We start from the raw sequence: 15,669 nt of genomic DNA, 5'->3' as shown, positions 1-15,669 counted from the left end.
TGTCCCCTTAGGCCGGCTTCTTGTTGATGCTGCGGGTCTGGTTCGCCAGCCCGCTGATCGCCGCCCGCAGCGCGGCCGGCTTGACCGGCTTGGTCACCACGGCAATGCCGCGCTCCTCGGCCAGCGCCCGCACCGCCGGGCTGCGGTCGGCCGTCACCAGCGCCGCGGGCAGGTGCCCACCCACATTGTGGCGCAGCCATTCCACCGCATCCAGGCCCGAGGTCTGGTCGAGGTGATAATCCATCAGCACCAGGTCCGGATACCAGCCCTCCAGCAGCCGTTCCCGGTCGATCTGCTTGAGCGACAGCGCCGTGCGCACATCGCAGCCCCAATGGCTCAGCAGCCCCTCCATCGCCTCCAGGATTGCCCGCTCATTGTCGACGCAGAGGATCTTGAGATCCATGGTGCCGAAATTGGTCTCGCTCGGCGCCGAACCGATATCGTCGGGCGCCCGCATGGTCCGCGTGGCTGGCAGGAACAGCGAAAACCGCGAGCCGCGTCCCTCGACGCTGTCCAGCTCCAGCGTCAGCCCCAGCGCCGCCACCAGTCGCTGCACGATCGATAGCCCCAGCCCCAGTCCCTGCGCCATGCGCGCACCGCGCTCCAGCCGCGAAAACTCGGCAAACAGCAGTCTGTGTTGATCACGGTTGAAGCCGATCCCGGTATCGATCACGTCGAGCCGCATCCGGCTGCCGCGCCGCCGCAATCCGACCAGCACCTTGCCGCCCTGTGGCGTATACTTGATGGCGTTGGAGACCAGGTTCTGCACGATGCGCCCGACCAGCATCTTGTCGACGATCACCGTCGCCCGCGTCGGCACGATCTTGAGGGTGATATTGCGCTCGCGTGCCATCGGACCGAACTCGACCTCGATTTTTTTCAGCAGGTCGCGTGCATTGACCGGGGCCGGCGCCGGGCGCAGCGCCCCGCTGTCGATCCGCGAAATATCGAGTAGCGCGGACATGATGTCTTCCACGGCCGTCAGCGATGCCTCGATGGAATTGGCCAGCTCCGCCAGCCCCGTCGATTTGGAGCGCTCGATCAGCGTCGAGGTATAGAGCCGCGCTGCATTGAGCGGCTGCAGCAGGTCATGGCTGGCGGCCGCCAGGAACCGCGTCTTGTCGTGATTGGCCGCATCGGCCTTGGCCCGGGCAATTTCGAGTTCGGCATTGACCCGCGTCAGGTCGGCGGTCCGCTCCTCGACCCGCCCCTCCAGCGACTGGTTCATCCGCTCCAGTTCGCGCTCGGCCTTGACCCGCGCGGTCACGTCGGAAAACGCAATGACCAGCCCGCCATCGGGCAGGCGGCTCGAATGAAATTCCAGTGTTTGTCCGCCCGTGCCCAGCCGCTGCGTCACCGTGGTTGGGGCTGCGGTGAGCAGGTTAATCCGCTCGATCGCCAGCCGCGCCGGATCGCCGGGCCCCAGATCGCCGCGATCCCCCAGATAAAGCGCGATATCGAATAGCGGCGTTCCTGGCTTGATCAGCGCCTCGGGCAGCGCCAGCAGGGTATTGTAGCGCTGGTTGGAGGCGAGCAGGCGCAGGCCATTGTCGAACACCGCGATCCCCTGCGGGACGTGATCCATCGCCTGGCGCAGGCTGGCTTCGGCGTGTTTGGGGCGGCTCGACATCAATTCTGGGTTCCGGCGAAGCGACAGTCCGGCCAGTATCCGCCCCTCGCTCAACAGTCGCAAGGCCGACTTAGGGCCTGTACCGCGGCACAGCGGTGGCGATGTGATGTGGGTAAGCCATTGCCTTATCGAGCAATCTGGGAAAATCTGCCATGCCGCCAACCGTGCGGTCCGCCAGATTGGGGCCGGCGCAACTGACATCGAGAGGGCTTGAAATGTTTAAGGAATTCCGTGACTTCGCCATCAAAGGCAACATGATCGATCTCGCCATCGGCGTGATCATCGGTGCCGCGTTCGGTGCCATCGTGTCCTCGATCGTCGAGGATATCTTCATGCCGATCATTGGCCTGATCCTGGGCGGTATCGATTTTTCCAACCTGTTCATCGTCTTGTCCAACCCCAATGACTTGCCCGTACCCTCGCTGGCCGTGGCGCAGGCCGCTGGCATTGCCACCCTCAATATCGGGCTGTTCATCAATGCCGTGGTCAAGTTCACCATCATTGCCATTGTGCTGTTCATGGTGGTCAAGGGCATCAATTCAATGAAGCGCGAAGCCGCCAAGGACCCGGCGCCCGCCGCTCCGAGCGCCGAGGAAGTGTTGCTGACCGAGATCCGCGACGCCCTGCGCGCCCAGAACGCCGCCAAGCCGTAATCGGCCGAGACCGGCGTCTGCGGGCGCCGGTTTTTTCAGGCCACAACACTAGGAAATAACTCCGTTGACGGCGGTCAACTAGGGATATATACCTAGAACTAGGTAGTAGCTCCTACGTATTCTCCATATCGGACGGCACGAACACTTAGAGCAAACTACCTCAGCGATTCACTCACCAGAGCCCGTCTTCCTGGCGCAGCCCATGCTGTCCCATGACCGGCGCAGCTTTGTCCCGGGGGCGGGCGATGGATCGTTTTTAGCGAAACTGACCAAAGGTGTAGGCAGATGAGCGACGAGATCTACTATCATTCATTTCTGAACCGCGACCGCCTTGTCCATATTGTCGATCCCGATCCCGCTACCTGTGAGGCCCTGAGTGTTCTATTCAGGCTCGAGGGTTTTCAGACCACGTTCTCGCTTGAGGCCAGTCATTTCGTTGCCAGTCTCGAGCGGTTGCGGCCCGATATCGTCGTGGTCAATATCAAGATCGGCCCCGAAAGCGGGCTGAACCTGCTGCGCCGGGTCAAGGCCATGCGCACCGGAACACCGGTGTTCCTGCTCTCGGACTATCCGCAGGTCGATGCCGCCGTCGCCGGCATGAAGCTGGGGGCTTCCGACGTGATCAGCAAGCCCATCGATACCGAGCATTTCCTCACCGTGGTGCGCGATGCCCTGCGCCGCGATGTCTATCTGGGGGCCATGCAGGGCGGGCGCCGCCCGGTCGAGGTGCGCGGTTTCTCCCAGCTGACCCCGCGTGAGCGCGAAGTGCTGCAACACATCACCAATGGGGAATCCAACAAGGAGGCCGGCCGTGAGCTGGGCATTTCACCCCGCACCATCGAGGTGCACCGCGCCAGGGTCATGGAAAAGCTCGGCGCTCGCAACACTGCCGACCTGATGCGCATTGTGCTCACCAGCTGAGCGCTGCCCCCCTGACGGTCCCCGGGCGTCCAGGGATCGTCAGTCCGGCTGTGGTGGCCAGCCCTGCGCGCCGATCAACGGCACAAACTGCACCGCGCCCAGATCGTCGGTTGCGTATGTTTCTGCGCCCTGGCGCGTCACTCGCACCAGCCGCTGTGCTGCGCCCGAGCTGCCCACCGGCATCGCCAGCCTGCCGCCGATTGCCAGCTGCTCGCGCAGTGCCTCCGGCACGTCAGGGCCGAAGGCCGAGACGATGATGCCGTCATAGGGCGCCGCATCGGGGTAGCCCAGCGTGCCGTCACCCGCAATCACCCTGACGCTGCCATAGCCCAGTCCGGCCAGCCGGGCGCGCGCGCTGGTGGCCAGTCCTTCGCGCCGCTCGATGGTGACGACACTGCGCACCAGTTCTGCCAGCAAGGCCGCCACATAGCCCGAGCCGGTGCCGATCTCGAGCACGTTATGGTCCGGGCGCGGCGCGATCGCTTCCAGCATCAGCGCCACGATATAGGGTTGGGAAATCGTCTGCCCCTCGGCCAGCGGCAGCGCCTTGTCCGCATGGGCATTGTCCTGCTGGGCCGCCGGCACAAAGGCTTCGCGCGGCACCTTGCGCATCGCGGCGAGCACGCGCCGATTGGTAACGCCCATTGCCTGGATCTGGTCGACCATGGCGCGTCGCGCCATCCGGACGTCAGCCATGGATGCCTCCCCTGCAGATCAGGCAGACTTGATCACACCGGCTGCTGAACGCAGTTCAATCCCCAGCATGAGGTCCATCGCACCAAATCGGGCGGCGCAGGCCGCCTGACTATCCGCCGATCGTCGGCAGGGTCAGGTCGCCCGAGGTCAGCTTGCTGGCGGTGATCGCTGCGTCGGCGCGCTCGCGCGGCAATTCCAGGCTGGTCCAGACGCTCACCAGCGCGTGCCGCAGCTCGAAGATCATCTCATCGGTATGTAGCGGTGTCGGGGTGATGCGCAGCCGCTCGGTGCCCTTGGGCACGGTCGGGTAGTTGATCGGCTGGATATAGATATTGTGCTTTTCCAGCAGCATGTCGCTGGCGGCCTTGCACTGGCGCGCGTCCCCAACCAGCAGCGGCACGATATGGGTATCGGTCTGCATCACTGGCAGTCCGGCATCGGCCAGGATCGCCTTGGTCAGCCGCGCCTGGCGCTGCTGCATCGAGCGCTCTACCGAGGAGGCCTTGAGGTGTTCGATCGAGGCACGGGCAGCGGCGCAGAGGGCCGGCGGCAGCGAGGTGGTGAAGATGAATTCGGGCGCATAGGAGCGCACCGCGTCAATGATCGCCTTATTGGCGGCGATATAGCCGCCCATGACGCCAAAACCCTTGGCCAGCGTACCTTCGACGACGTCGATCCGATCCATCAGGCCGTCGCGCTCGGCAATGCCACCGCCGCGCGGGCCATACATGCCCACGGCATGGACTTCATCGATATAGGTCATCGCGCCGAATTCTTCGGCCAGGTCGCAGATTTCCTTGATCGGGGCGACGTCGCCATCCATCGAATAGATCGATTCAAAGCAGATCAGCTTGGGGCGCTTGCGGTCGCAGGCAGCCAGCAGGTCGCGCAGATGCGCCACGTCATTATGCCGGAAGATCGCTTTCTGCATCCCCGACTGACGAACACCCTGGATCATCGAGGCGTGGTTGAGCTGGTCCGAGAAAATCATGCAATCGGGCAGCAGCCGGGCAATGGTGGCAATCGCGGCTTCGTTGGACACGAAGCCCGAGGTGAAGACCAGGGCGCCTTCCTTGCGGTGCAGGTCGGCGAGCGAACGCTCCAGCTCGACCAGCGGGCGGTTGGTGCCCGAAATATTGCGCGTGCCGCCCGAACCGACGCCGAGTCGGCCAGCAGTTTCCTGCATCGCGGTAATGGTGGTCTCGTGCTGGCCCATGCCCAGATAATCATTCGAGCACCAGATGGTGATCTCACGGGCATTGTCGGAGCCGTCGCGGTAGACCGCGCGCGGGAACCGGCCGGCGATCCGTTCCAGATCGGCAAAAACGCGGTAACGCTTTTCCTGCCGCAGGGTGTCCACCGCATCTTCGAAAATGCTGCGATAATCCATCGGTCCGTCCTTCGCCGTCTTGCGCAACCCCGCGTGGCCCGGACCCATCTGGACCCTGCAGCGCAACGGAACCTATTCAGCGCCGGCCGTCATTGACATATGTCAATTCGCCGCGCGCCACGAGCCGGCTAACCCATTCATTTGCAACGGGCCGGCAGCCTCAACTTGAGAGCCATTCTAAAGTGTGGCGGGCCGCCTGCCAAGTTTGTTGCGCAGCCAAATCGTGCCGCCGCCCTAGCGCGTCGTTAACGCAGCGATGATAGATAGGCCCACAAGCGCTGACCACGGAGCCCGCCATGTCCGAATTTGCCCGCTTTCCAAGCCTGCAGAACCTGCCCGTCGTCATTTCCGGCGGTGCCTCGGGAATTGGCGCGTCGCTGGTGCGCAATTTCGCCGCGCAGGGTGCCCGTGTCGGCTTTGTCGATATTGCAGCTGAAGCCGGCGATCAGCTGGCCGCCGAACTCAATGGCCTGGGCCAGTCTGTCCGCTTCACCCGCTGCGACATCACCGATACGCCCGCCTACCAGGCCGCCATTGCCGGTTTCGCGGCCGCTCATGGCGATGCCATGGTGCTGGTCAATAACGCCGCCCATGACCAGCGGCATGACTGGGCCGAGGTCACGCCCGACTATTGGGACGATCGTATGGCCGTCAACCTCAAACATGCCTTCTTCGCCATCCAGGCGGTGGCCCCGGGCATGGTCAGGGCCGGGCGTGGGTCGATCATCAATACCGGCTCGATCAGCTGGATGATCATGTCGCCGAAAATCCCGATCTACGAAACCGCCAAGGCCGCCATCCATGGTCTGACCCGGTCCATGGCCCGCGAACTGGGCAAGTCCGGCATTCGCGTCAACTCGCTGGTGCCCGGCTGGGTCATGACCGAACGTCAACTCACCCACTGGCTCGACCCGGAGGGCGAAAAGCTCATCGATGCCAGTCAGGCCCTCCGCGGCCGGGTCTATCCCGACGATGTCGCCCGCATGGCCCTGTTTCTGGCCGCCGATGACAGTGCCATGATTTCGGCCCAGCAATTCGTCGTCGATGGCGGCTGGGCCAATGCCTGAGACAGCTGCCATGCAGCGGCGTTCAGAAGCCGTTCATCTGTAATTCGGCACACACCATTCCACCACCTTGCTGCCGTATTCACTCCGCAGTAACGGCCACCAATCCTTCAGGGGGATAAATTGAAGAAGACCAAGATTATCGTTGCGGGTCTTGCCGCATTGGCGCTGAGCGCCTGCACCACTGCCAATCCCTATACCGGCCAGTCGCAGCTCTCCAATACGGCGGGTGGCGCGCTGCTCGGCACCGGCGGCGGCGCCATTGCCGGCGCGCTGGTGGGCGCTGCCGTCGGTGGTGATCCGCGCGTTGGCGCCCTGATCGGCGCTGGCGTCGGCGGGCTGACCGGCGTTGCCATCGGCAGCTATATGGACCAGCAGGAGGCCGAATTGCGCGCTCAGCTGCAGGGTTCTGGTGTTTCGGTGACCCGCGTGGGGCAGCAGATCATCCTCAACATGCCGTCCAACATCACCTTTGCGACCGCCGAGGCCCAGGTGCAGCCGCGCTTCAACGAGACGCTGGTTGCCGTGGCGCTGGTGCTCAAGAAGTTCGATAAGACCATCGTCGACGTCTATGGCCACACCGATAGCCAGGGCGACGACGCCTATAATCTCTCGCTCAGCCAGCGCCGTGCGGTCTCCGTGGCCACCGTTCTGGCCAATCAGGGCATCGATCAGCGCCGCTTCTTTATCGAGGGCAAGGGCGAATCAAGCCCCATCGCTTCGAACGCGACCGAAGCCGGTCGCGCGCAGAACCGCCGCGTGGAAATCCAGATTTCCCCGATCAACGGCTGATTTTTCACCGATCGCATTCACAAAAGCGCGGCCTGCGGGTCGCGCTTTTTCTATGGCTGTGGCGCCGGGGTCACCGTGACGTCCACCACCGGCTCGGCCACCGGCGTTCCCGGTTGCACCATGGTGCCGGGTGCCCCTTTGAACACCTGCATCAACAGCAGGATGGCGATGATGATGGCCAGCCCGAACAGTCCATAAAGCCACCAATTGGTCGGCCCGGTCGCGCCTATGGTTTCGTCATGCTCGCCCGCCACCTTGATCGGCGTATCTTCGGGCAGTGGAATGCGCGCACCATTCTCGTCGATCAGCGCGTCCACCTCCGCCACCACGGGCGGTGTCGTCTTGTCGATAACGGCCATCAGAAATCTCCCCTCAGCACTGTTGAACTGCCTATTCCGTCCTGCACGCCCTGGCGCACTTCCTCCATGGCCAGATCGATCTCCTCGGCATCAAAGCCCAGGGGTGTGCCTTCCTGCGCCGCAACGGCCACATCGGCCTTGAGTTGCTGCAGCAGGTCCAGCTTCTCGCGCGCCGTGAACAGGGTGTTATGGGCGATGCGCATGGGGGTTACATTGTCCCGTCCTCCCATGCGGTCGCTGAGCGAGTCCAATACCATTGTCGCCTCCATGGTCGATCTGTGGTCCGGCTATCGGGCCCATTCACTTTTTCAATGCTCTGGTGGTGACCATGGTTCCGCGCGGGGCGTGGAAAGCCTTTCTCTGCCGGGCGTTTGCCGCGTATCGGCTTTTGGTTCCACGCCTTTTTCGACGATTTTGCGGGGTCAATTTCGGAACTGGGGCGGGGTCGCGACGTTTACCAGTCACACCCCAACGAAAGGATCACACCATGGCTTATGACGACATCCGCAAGAGTGACGCCAGCATCAAGGAAACCCATGACCTGATCGCTTCCGACAAGGTCGAAGGCACCAAGGTCTATGATCCGCGCGGCGAACACATCGGCTCCATCGAGCGGATCCTGGTCGAAAAGCGCAGCGGCAAGGTCTCTTATGCCGTTCTCAGCTTCGGCGGCTTCCTCGGCATCGGCAACGATCATTATCCGCTGCCCTGGTCCAAGCTCAATTACGACGAGAGCCTCGGCGGCTACCGGGTCGACATTACCAAGGAACAGCTTGAAGGCGCTCCGAAATACGATCGTGAAGACGACGCCTACTGGAACCAGGAAAATGGCCGCCGCGTCCATGACTATTATGGCGTTGCGCCTTACTGGATCTGATCCAGCCACTATCGGGGACGATATGATCCCCGGCTAAACTGCGGCCGGCATCCGAATGGATGCCGGCCTTTTTTGTGCCGGGCTCAGATTTGGTCACGACGGTTGGGCAAGGTGCATTGCTTTAGGCTACACCCTCGCCCAGATTGTTGGTTGTCATCAGGGCATTAGCCATGGCGCCCGGGAGAGGCAATGAAGGTCGACGCCGAAACTCTGGACCTGGTGTCAGATCGCTTCCTCGAGGCCGCGATTGATCCCACGCTGTGGAAGGACGTTCTGGAGGATCTGGCGGTGGCCAGCGGCGCCTTCGGCGTCAATATCGTGCCGATAGGCCCCGTTTTTTCAGGCATTGTCGCGACCACCGACAGCCTGGCTCCAGCCATGGAACTCTATATTGGCGACGAGTGGTACAAGCGCGATTTCCGCGTCGAGAACGCCCCGCTGCTGAGCGCCGAAGTCGCCGTTGAGCAGGACTTCGCGACAGCCGAGCATTTCTCCTCCCTCGATTATTACCGCGCGCAGGAAAAGTTCGGCCTGCGCTGGACCGCCATCATGGCCATGCCCGCCGATTCCGGCCTTGTCAGCTTTGTGCTGCAACGCCGCATCGATCAGGGGCCGTTCGAGCGTGAGGAAGTGGCTCTGTTTCGCCATGTCCGCCGCAAGCTGCTCGCCAGCACACTGGTCATGCGCGAACTGGCCGGCGCTCGTATCGCCGGCCTGTCCGCCGGCTTTGAAACTGCCGGCATTGCCTGCATTTCCTTTGATCGTGCCGGCAAGGTCGCCGGGTGCAACGAGCGGGCGAGCCGCCTGCTTGGTGCCGACCTGCAGATCACCGCTGGTCACCTGCGCTGCCGCCGTCCCGCCGATAGCGCCGCATTCAATGAACGGCTGCGCCAGGTGCTGGGGCAGGGGCCGTCCTTCGTGCCAGGGGTTGCCGATGTCATCGTTGTGCCACGCCCGGACCGCCGCCCTCTGGTCATCCGCCTGCAACGCGTTGGCGGCGGCGCCCAGGAACTGTTCGGAGCGGCCGCTGCCGTGGCGCTGATCGAAGACCCCGAGCAAGCCCGACCCATCGATACCGCGCTGCTGGTCACGGTCTTCGATCTCACCCCCCGCGAAGCCGAGATTGCCTGCATGATGGCCAGCGGCGCCGGCCTTGTCGGCATTGGTCTGCATCTCGATATCACTTACGATACCGTGCGCACTCATGCCCGCGCTATCTTCCGCAAGACCGATACCGGCAGCCAGGGCCAGTTGATCGCGCTGCTTGCGCGCTTCCGCTTCTAACGCCTGGGCTGCCCCTTAATCGCGCGGCGAATAGGTCGCCAGCAGCCAGCCGATCAAGGCGCCGCGCTCCAGCAGATACTCTGCCGGCACCGATGCCCCGGCAAAGCCGTGGCGTTTCAGCGCCGCGTTCAACGCCATCGCCCGGTTCGCCGGATTGACCACCTCGAGCGTGCGATCGGCGATTTCGCCCGCCATGGTCTTGGACATGCGCTTGCTCATGCGCCCGCGCCCTGCAGTCGGCCCATGCCGGGCAACCAGCCCCCGATAGCCCTTGCATTGGATATTCCGGGATCCACCCTCTCGGTATTCGCCATGGCAACCTCTGTTCTGATCGGCCTCACCTGCATGAGTGCAGCTTCTTGCGCAAGTCTATCGGGCGTGACCGCCGCGCCACCATGCTTGGGTGGACAAAGGCGGCGCCAGGCATTCTTGTAGCCACCTCGACGCGCTGCCGTCGTCGAAGGGAGGCCAGACAGCCATGAAGATCGCCAACGATGCTCAGTTCTGGGACAAGTCCTCACGCGGCTATGCCAGGAGTGCGGTCGCCGATCCCGCCGCCTATGAGCGCACACTGCGCCGGACGCGGGACTATCTGCGGGCCGGCGACCATCTGCTGGAGCTGGGCTGCGGCACGGGCAGCACGGCGCTCCATCTTGCCGATGCGGTGCAGACCTATCAGGCCACCGACATTTCCCCCGGCATGATCGCCATTGCCGAAGAAAAGCGCGCCTTGCATCCGGTCCCCGGGCTGAGCTTCCGCGCCGCTACCGCCGAGACCCTGGCGCCAGCGGCGGGCGGCTATGATGCCATTCTGGGCTTCAACTACCTGCACCTGGTCCGCGATGTGCCAGCGACGCTGCGCCACATCCATGACCTGCTGGCTCCCGAAGGGCTGTTCATCTCCAAGACCGCCTGCCTGGGCGACATGAACCCGCTCATCCGCCTCGTGCTTCTCCCCATCATGAGCGCCATCGGCAAGGCCCCGACAGTCACCGCCTTCACTGCGCAGCAATTGGCGCAAATGCTGACCGCATCTGGCTTCGATATCCTCGTCACCGAAAACCACGCGTCCAAGGGCAAAGATTCCCGCCCCTTCATCGTCGCGCGCAAACGCTAGCCACGGCGCCATGCTCGACCGGTCAAAACCTGGGCCAGAAGAGCCCGGCCCGTTCACGATAGGCCGCGTAGTCCGAGGCCATGGCACTCTTGCCGAGTAGGGTCTCTTCGTATCGTGCCGCGATCGTATAGAGCGCCGCCATGATCGCCACCGGCAGCAACGACCAGATGGACCAGGTTGCCACTGCCCATCCCAGCCAGAATATGAGGTAGGAGGCGTAGAAGGGATGGCGCACGCGCCGGTAGGGGCCGGTGGTCACCAATTGCCGTGGCAATGCCGCGTCAAAGGCGAATCTCAGCTTGGCCGCCTCCGAGGCCTTCACTGCCGCCCAAAACAGCGAGAGGCTGAGAAGCATGATCGCCACGCCGGCCACCTGGGCAGCTGCAGGGTGGTCCAGGCGCCAAACCAGGATCAGCATGATGAGGCAGGTGAGAAGCGCGCCCGCCGAAATCGTACGCGCCCCGCCCGTCATCCGGTCGGACGCGAAATGGCCCTTCAGGGCCCAGATATGCTGACCGAAAATGCCAAGAGCGACTATGGAAACGATACTATCCAAAGCAAATTGCATGGCAGGTCTCCGCTGTCTGTTTACTATTCGGAAAAACCGGTTCTTAGCCTCGAAGACTTAGTGTGCTGATTATCTCTAGCGATAAGAAGCACCATGTCCATCTCCGAGTTTCGTCTCCAAGTCGATGGCATCACGATTGCAGGTCGGCAAAGCGGCGCGCAAACCAGCCCGCCGGTATTGCTGCTGCACGGCTCGGGTGCCTCCAGCGCCGTATTCGAGCACCAGCTCGATAGCGAATTGGCCGGCGTCTGCCGGCTGATTGCCATCGACCTGCCTGGCCATGGCGCCTCGGGCAATGCGGTGGACCCGGCCAGCACCTATGCCATCCGCGGGATGGCGGCGATCATCAGCGGCGTCATCGACCAGATGGGCCTGGTGCGGCCGGCTGTCTATGGATGGTCGATGGGCGGGCATATTGCACTGGAGCTCGCCGGGCAGCGATCGGATCTGGCGGGACTGGCACTCGGCGGGGCGCCACCGGTTGGGCCAGGCCCGCTTGCGGCGCTGCGCGGCTTTCATGCGCGGTGGGACATGCTGCTGGCGTCCAAGGAAAACTTTTCCGATCGCGACGCCTATCGGTTTCTGCGACTGTGTTTTGGTGACAGCGGGACGCCGCAATTTCTCGCGGACATCAAGCGTGCTGATGGTCTGGCGCGCGTCCATTTCCTGCGCAGCCTGATGCGCGGCGATGGCACGGACCAGCGCCGGTTGGTGGAGACCAGCGTGCTGCCGATTGCCATGATTGACGGTGCCGATGATCCCATCGTGCGCCGGAACTATATCGAGCATCTCCGCTACACAGCGCTGTGGCAGGAGACCTGTCACGCTATCGCAGGCGCCGCCCACGCACCGTTTTGGGAACAGCCGCAGACATTCAACCGGCTCCTGAGCCAGTTCCTGCGCGACCTGGCATCCCGTCCCCAGGCCCGTCCGGTCCGCGCGACTACCTCCAGGACCGGCTGACCCTCCGCTCCACGCCGGGTGCAGCCTCTCCCCTCCTCATCGAGAACTGGGATGACCGCCATCCCCCATTGCTGGCGCGCTCGACGCAGGGCCGGCAGGCACGCAGTGGCATGAACATGCTTGGCGCTGATGCGCCACTGCTGTCGTAAATACAGTAGTGCGAACTGAGTTGGCGACTATCGGTGAAAAATCTACATCGATTGTTCTTTGCGAAGTAGTAATGTTCGGATCGCGTATTCTTGTCCAAGATCAAGGGATGTGAAAGACTGCGCTTTTCCACCAAATAACTGACCGGTCAGAGAGTTAAACCAGCGATGATGCCGACGCTCGCGCGCCTAAATCCGTTCATCGCACCGATGGTCCGCCGTGTCTCGCAGGCAGATGGGGTGACTGTTGAGGAACTTCAGCCGGAGGAGATCGAAATATTGCCACCGGCGGCCATTCTTCCAGGCCAAATTGATCGCGTGACCAGCACTGACGGGCTTTCGCCGCTCGAATACCATCTACAAAGCCTGACCGCCACGACATTCCGGCACGCGCCGGTGCTCCGCAAGATGGCGAAAAATGCAATCGTGGCCTTTGACGGCTTTGCCACTGCGCGCCATAGCCGGCGCCACAGCAATGCGCTGTTTGCGCAGGTATTGGGGCAGAGGCTCGCGTCCGTCAACCGTCTCCGGTACTGCCATGAAGGCCTTGCGAGCCGCCATTTTGGCCATTGGTTGACTGATGCAATGCTCGAATCGTTGATTGACGGGCCTGAACTTGGGCATCTGTGGATGCCAGCGCCCAGCAATTGGCCGCACGCAACGCAATATCAGCAAATACTCGACCTTCCCTCTGTCGGTGCCGATCTCGTCTTCGCGCGCGAACTCTTCTTCTATCAGGACTTTGGTCAGGGCTCCCACAAGCGCGCCCGCTACGCCAGGATTCGGCGAGCGATACATGCTCGACATGGTGCAGCCACTGGCGCTGAGTGCGTCTTCATTTCTCGAGGCAATACCGGCGCCGCGCGGCTCATTCGAGACCAGGACCGCCTTGTCGACGAGTTGGTTCGGCGCAACTGGACAATTATCGAGGTTTCGACGGCTAGCCTCGACCAGCTGCAGACCGCTCTATGCAGTGCGCGCATTGTTGTGTCGATGGACGGGAGCCATCTGACGCACGCTCAGCTATCGCTAACGCCCGGATCCGTCTTGATTGTCCTTGTGCCTCACGATCGGTTCACAACTGTGCATCTCGACTATGCGAATGCCAATCGCATCTCTGCCGGCTTTGTCGTGCTTGAGGGCTCTGCCGGCGAAGGATACGTCGTCAACTGGGACGAGGTCATGCGCACTATCGAGCTCTCGACGACGCGTGCGGGCCTCATGCCGCCGGCGGAATAAGCCACGCCGGGCTTTGCCGGAGGCCGTTTAGCTTTGGCTCAACGCGCTGGGCACTGGCCAACAGCCGACAGGGATCGTGGCGTTAGGCGGCATGCTTATATCAGGTGAACTGGTGCTGCCGGACAGGATTGAACTGTCGGCCTCCCCCTTACCAAGGGGGTGCTCTACCACTGAGCTACGGCAGCATCTGGTGCGCGGCGGATCGGGCTGGGCCACGTCCGGCGACGGGCGCTCTAGTGCCATAGGCCTAATCTCGACGCAAGGCTAAAAAACGCTTATGCAACGGCACACAGTGATTTCCTCAGGACAAGTCCAGAAATGTCCAAAGCCGTCGAGGCCCAGCAGCGCGAGCAAAGATTGGCCGCAAAGCTTCGCGAGAACCTGAAACGCCGCAAAGGGCAGGCCAAGGCCCGCTCTGACGCGGATGCGCAGGCCCCCGAACCGATTCGGGCGGCCGATGGCGCTGCGGGAAAGAAACCGTAAACCATTTTCGGGCGAACTGTTCGCTTGAAGCCCCTGGCCGAATGGTCGCCTCAGCCTTGCTGGCCGGCGGTTCTTCGGATAGGCGAGACCCAAATTCGGCCTTTGTTCCCCCACATTTGGCACAAAGGCTGCACGTCACACATGGCGCAGGCCAGTCAGCCCCGTCCGGGCGCACATCTAGGATAAAGATATGGATCGCATTCGTTTGGTCGGCGGCAATGAGCTTCGGGGCGAAATCCCGATCTCGGGCGCCAAGAACGCCGCTTTGCCGCTGATGATCGCCTCGCTTTTGACCGATGAGCCGCTGGTGCTGCAAAACGTGCCGCGCCTGGCCGACGTCAAGCAGCTCGAGCGCATCCTCGAGAATCACGGTGTCGATATTGCGGTCCATGGCCGCCGCCGCGGCGAGGACCAGGGCGTTGGCCAGCGCATGACCTTCCATGCCGCCGACATCGTCGATACCACCGCGCCCTATGAACTGGTCTCGGTGATGCGGGCCAGCTTCTGGGTCATCGGGCCGCTGCTTGCCCGCTGCCATGAGGCGCGCGTGTCGCTGCCCGGCGGCTGCGCCATCGGCACCCGCCCGGTCGACCTCTTCCTTTTTGGCCTCAAGCAATTGGGTGCCGAGATCGACATCGACGAAGGCTATGTCGTCGCCCGGGCGCCCAAGGGCGGCCTGGTCGGCGCGCATATCGTCCTCCCCAAGGTTTCGGTCGGCGCCACCCACACCATCCTGATGGCTGCCACGCTCGCCCGCGGCGTCACCGTCATCGAGAATGCCGCCCAGGAACCCGAAATCACCAATGTCGCCGAATGCCTTGTCGCCATGGGCGCCAAAATCACCGGCATCGGCACCCGCACCCTGACCATCGAGGGCGTCGACAAGCTGCATGGCGCCACAGTTGACGTCATTCCCGATCGCATCGAGACTGGCACCTTCGCCATGGCTGCGGCCATGACCGGTGGCGATGTGCTGCTGCGCGGCGCGCGTCCCGAGCACCTGCAGAGCGCCCTCGATATCCTGGCCAGGACCGGCACCGAGCTGACCTATGAAGTCGATGGCATCCGCGTCCGCCGCAATGGCAATGGCATTCAGCCGGTGGATGTCGAAACCGATCCATTCCCCGGTTTCCCCACGGATCTGCAGGCCCAGTTCATGGCGTTGATGACCATGTCCTCGGGGGTCTCCAACATTCGCGAGACCATCTTCGAAAACCGCTACATGCATGTGGCCGAACTGGCGCGTTTCGGCGCCGACATCCGCGTCGAAGGGCAGTTGGCGACCATTACCGGCAAGCCCACGCTCAAGGGCGCCCAGGTGATGGCGACCGACCTGCGCGCCTCGGTGTCGCTGGTCATTGCCGGCCTCGCGGCCCGCGGCGAAACCGTGGTCAATCGCATCTATCACCTCGACCGCGGTTTTGAACGCCTCGAAGACAAGCTCAGCCGCTGCGGCGCCGAAATCGAACGCGTGGCGGGGTAGGGGC

The 15,669-nt window shown here is 63.0% G+C and carries 18 protein-coding genes and 1 tRNA gene; 11 read left to right on the top strand and 8 right to left on the bottom strand.

Annotated elements, in window-relative coordinates:
* Positions 1 to 7: 7 nt before the first annotated feature.
* Positions 8 to 1,630, bottom strand: coding sequence for an ATP-binding response regulator (locus tag BUA69_RS12265; protein WP_052950466.1), 1,623 nt, complete (start codon positions 1,628 to 1,630; stop codon positions 8 to 10).
* A 215-nt stretch (positions 1,631 to 1,845) separates the two neighbouring features.
* Here BUA69_RS12265 and mscL point away from each other — a divergent pair, with 215 nt between their 5' ends.
* Entirely contained in the window at positions 1,846 to 2,283 is a 438-nt protein-coding gene (mscL, locus tag BUA69_RS12260) for a large conductance mechanosensitive channel protein MscL (protein WP_046134754.1), read from the top strand.
* Between the two features lie 285 nt (positions 2,284 to 2,568).
* Positions 2,569 to 3,204 (top strand): response regulator transcription factor, encoded by a 636-nt coding sequence (locus BUA69_RS12255; RefSeq protein WP_046134753.1) that lies wholly within the window; start codon positions 2,569 to 2,571, stop codon positions 3,202 to 3,204.
* Between the two features lie 39 nt (positions 3,205 to 3,243).
* On the opposite strand, the gene BUA69_RS12250 is transcribed toward BUA69_RS12255, so the two are convergent.
* Together BUA69_RS12250 and hemA are read right to left on the bottom strand one after the other, a co-directional pair.
* Positions 3,244 to 3,900, bottom strand: a complete 657-nt coding sequence (locus tag BUA69_RS12250) for a protein-L-isoaspartate(D-aspartate) O-methyltransferase (protein ID WP_046134752.1) — start codon at positions 3,898 to 3,900, stop codon at positions 3,244 to 3,246.
* 109 nt (positions 3,901 to 4,009) lie between these two features.
* The gene (gene hemA, locus BUA69_RS12245) at positions 4,010 to 5,290 is read right to left on the bottom strand and encodes a 5-aminolevulinate synthase (RefSeq protein WP_046134751.1); all 1,281 of its coding nucleotides are present in this window, start codon (positions 5,288 to 5,290) and stop codon (positions 4,010 to 4,012) included.
* Positions 5,291 to 5,586: 296 nt separating this feature from the next.
* Between hemA and BUA69_RS12240 the strand changes: the two genes are divergently transcribed.
* Together BUA69_RS12240 and BUA69_RS12235 are read left to right on the top strand one after the other, a co-directional pair.
* A complete protein-coding gene (locus BUA69_RS12240; protein WP_046134750.1) occupies positions 5,587 to 6,357 on the top strand; it encodes an SDR family NAD(P)-dependent oxidoreductase in 771 nt (256 codons plus the stop codon).
* Between the two features lie 120 nt (positions 6,358 to 6,477).
* A complete protein-coding gene (locus tag BUA69_RS12235; RefSeq protein ID WP_046134749.1) occupies positions 6,478 to 7,146 on the top strand; it encodes a YiaD family glycine zipper/OmpA-like lipoprotein in 669 nt (222 codons plus the stop codon).
* A 50-nt stretch (positions 7,147 to 7,196) separates the two neighbouring features.
* On the opposite strand, the gene BUA69_RS12230 is transcribed toward BUA69_RS12235, so the two are convergent.
* Both BUA69_RS12230 and BUA69_RS12225 read right to left on the bottom strand, forming a co-directional pair.
* Positions 7,197 to 7,505 (bottom strand): hypothetical protein, encoded by a 309-nt coding sequence (locus tag BUA69_RS12230; RefSeq protein ID WP_046134748.1) that lies wholly within the window; start codon positions 7,503 to 7,505, stop codon positions 7,197 to 7,199.
* Positions 7,505 to 7,762: a hypothetical protein gene (locus BUA69_RS12225; RefSeq protein WP_072866554.1), complete on the bottom strand. Its 258-nt coding sequence runs from the start codon at positions 7,760 to 7,762 to the stop codon at positions 7,505 to 7,507. The genes BUA69_RS12230 and BUA69_RS12225 overlap by 1 nt, the downstream gene beginning before the upstream one ends.
* Positions 7,763 to 7,992: 230 nt before the next feature.
* Here BUA69_RS12225 and BUA69_RS12220 point away from each other — a divergent pair, with 230 nt between their 5' ends.
* Positions 7,993 to 8,382 carry a PRC-barrel domain-containing protein gene (locus BUA69_RS12220; protein ID WP_046134746.1) on the top strand — a complete coding sequence of 130 codons (390 nt, stop codon included), beginning with the start codon at positions 7,993 to 7,995 and terminating at the stop codon, positions 8,380 to 8,382.
* A 189-nt stretch (positions 8,383 to 8,571) separates the two neighbouring features.
* Complete coding sequence (locus tag BUA69_RS12215) at positions 8,572 to 9,666, top strand: helix-turn-helix transcriptional regulator (RefSeq protein WP_046134745.1); 1,095 nt, start codon at positions 8,572 to 8,574, stop codon at positions 9,664 to 9,666.
* A 15-nt stretch (positions 9,667 to 9,681) separates the two neighbouring features.
* Here the strand turns inward: BUA69_RS12215 and BUA69_RS12210 are convergent, their stop codons facing one another.
* Positions 9,682 to 9,885, bottom strand: coding sequence for a hypothetical protein (locus BUA69_RS12210; protein ID WP_046134744.1), 204 nt, complete (start codon positions 9,883 to 9,885; stop codon positions 9,682 to 9,684).
* Positions 9,886 to 10,144: 259 nt separating this feature from the next.
* Between BUA69_RS12210 and BUA69_RS12205 the strand changes: the two genes are divergently transcribed.
* Complete coding sequence (locus BUA69_RS12205) at positions 10,145 to 10,783, top strand: class I SAM-dependent methyltransferase (protein WP_046134743.1); 639 nt, start codon at positions 10,145 to 10,147, stop codon at positions 10,781 to 10,783.
* A gap of 22 nt (positions 10,784 to 10,805) precedes the next feature.
* On the opposite strand, the gene BUA69_RS12200 is transcribed toward BUA69_RS12205, so the two are convergent.
* Positions 10,806 to 11,351: a methyltransferase family protein gene (locus tag BUA69_RS12200; RefSeq protein WP_046134742.1), complete on the bottom strand. Its 546-nt coding sequence runs from the start codon at positions 11,349 to 11,351 to the stop codon at positions 10,806 to 10,808.
* 93 nt (positions 11,352 to 11,444) lie between these two features.
* On the opposite strand from BUA69_RS12200, the gene BUA69_RS12195 reads away from it, so the two are divergent.
* Together BUA69_RS12195 and BUA69_RS12190 are read left to right on the top strand one after the other, a co-directional pair.
* Positions 11,445 to 12,314, top strand: a complete 870-nt coding sequence (locus BUA69_RS12195; RefSeq protein WP_046134741.1) for an alpha/beta fold hydrolase — start codon at positions 11,445 to 11,447, stop codon at positions 12,312 to 12,314.
* Positions 12,315 to 12,628: 314 nt separating this feature from the next.
* Positions 12,629 to 13,699 (top strand): glycosyltransferase 61 family protein, encoded by a 1,071-nt coding sequence (locus BUA69_RS12190; protein ID WP_046134740.1) that lies wholly within the window; start codon positions 12,629 to 12,631, stop codon positions 13,697 to 13,699.
* 110 nt (positions 13,700 to 13,809) lie between these two features.
* Here BUA69_RS12190 and BUA69_RS12185 read toward each other — a convergent pair.
* Positions 13,810 to 13,884 (bottom strand) — tRNA-Thr (locus BUA69_RS12185).
* A 133-nt stretch (positions 13,885 to 14,017) separates the two neighbouring features.
* On the opposite strand from BUA69_RS12185, the gene BUA69_RS21005 reads away from it, so the two are divergent.
* Both BUA69_RS21005 and murA read left to right on the top strand, forming a co-directional pair.
* Complete coding sequence (locus BUA69_RS21005; RefSeq protein ID WP_169749451.1) at positions 14,018 to 14,182, top strand: hypothetical protein; 165 nt, start codon at positions 14,018 to 14,020, stop codon at positions 14,180 to 14,182.
* A gap of 190 nt (positions 14,183 to 14,372) precedes the next feature.
* Positions 14,373 to 15,665: a UDP-N-acetylglucosamine 1-carboxyvinyltransferase gene (gene murA, locus BUA69_RS12180; RefSeq protein WP_046134739.1), complete on the top strand. Its 1,293-nt coding sequence runs from the start codon at positions 14,373 to 14,375 to the stop codon at positions 15,663 to 15,665.
* Positions 15,666 to 15,669: the final 4 nt, after the last annotated feature.

Source organism: Devosia limi DSM 17137 (genome assembly GCF_900128975.1).
GTDB classification, from domain to species: domain Bacteria; phylum Pseudomonadota; class Alphaproteobacteria; order Rhizobiales; family Devosiaceae; genus Devosia; species Devosia limi.
The sequence above is the reverse complement of the archived record's forward strand: the minus strand, read 5'-3'. Positions and strand labels throughout refer to the sequence as shown.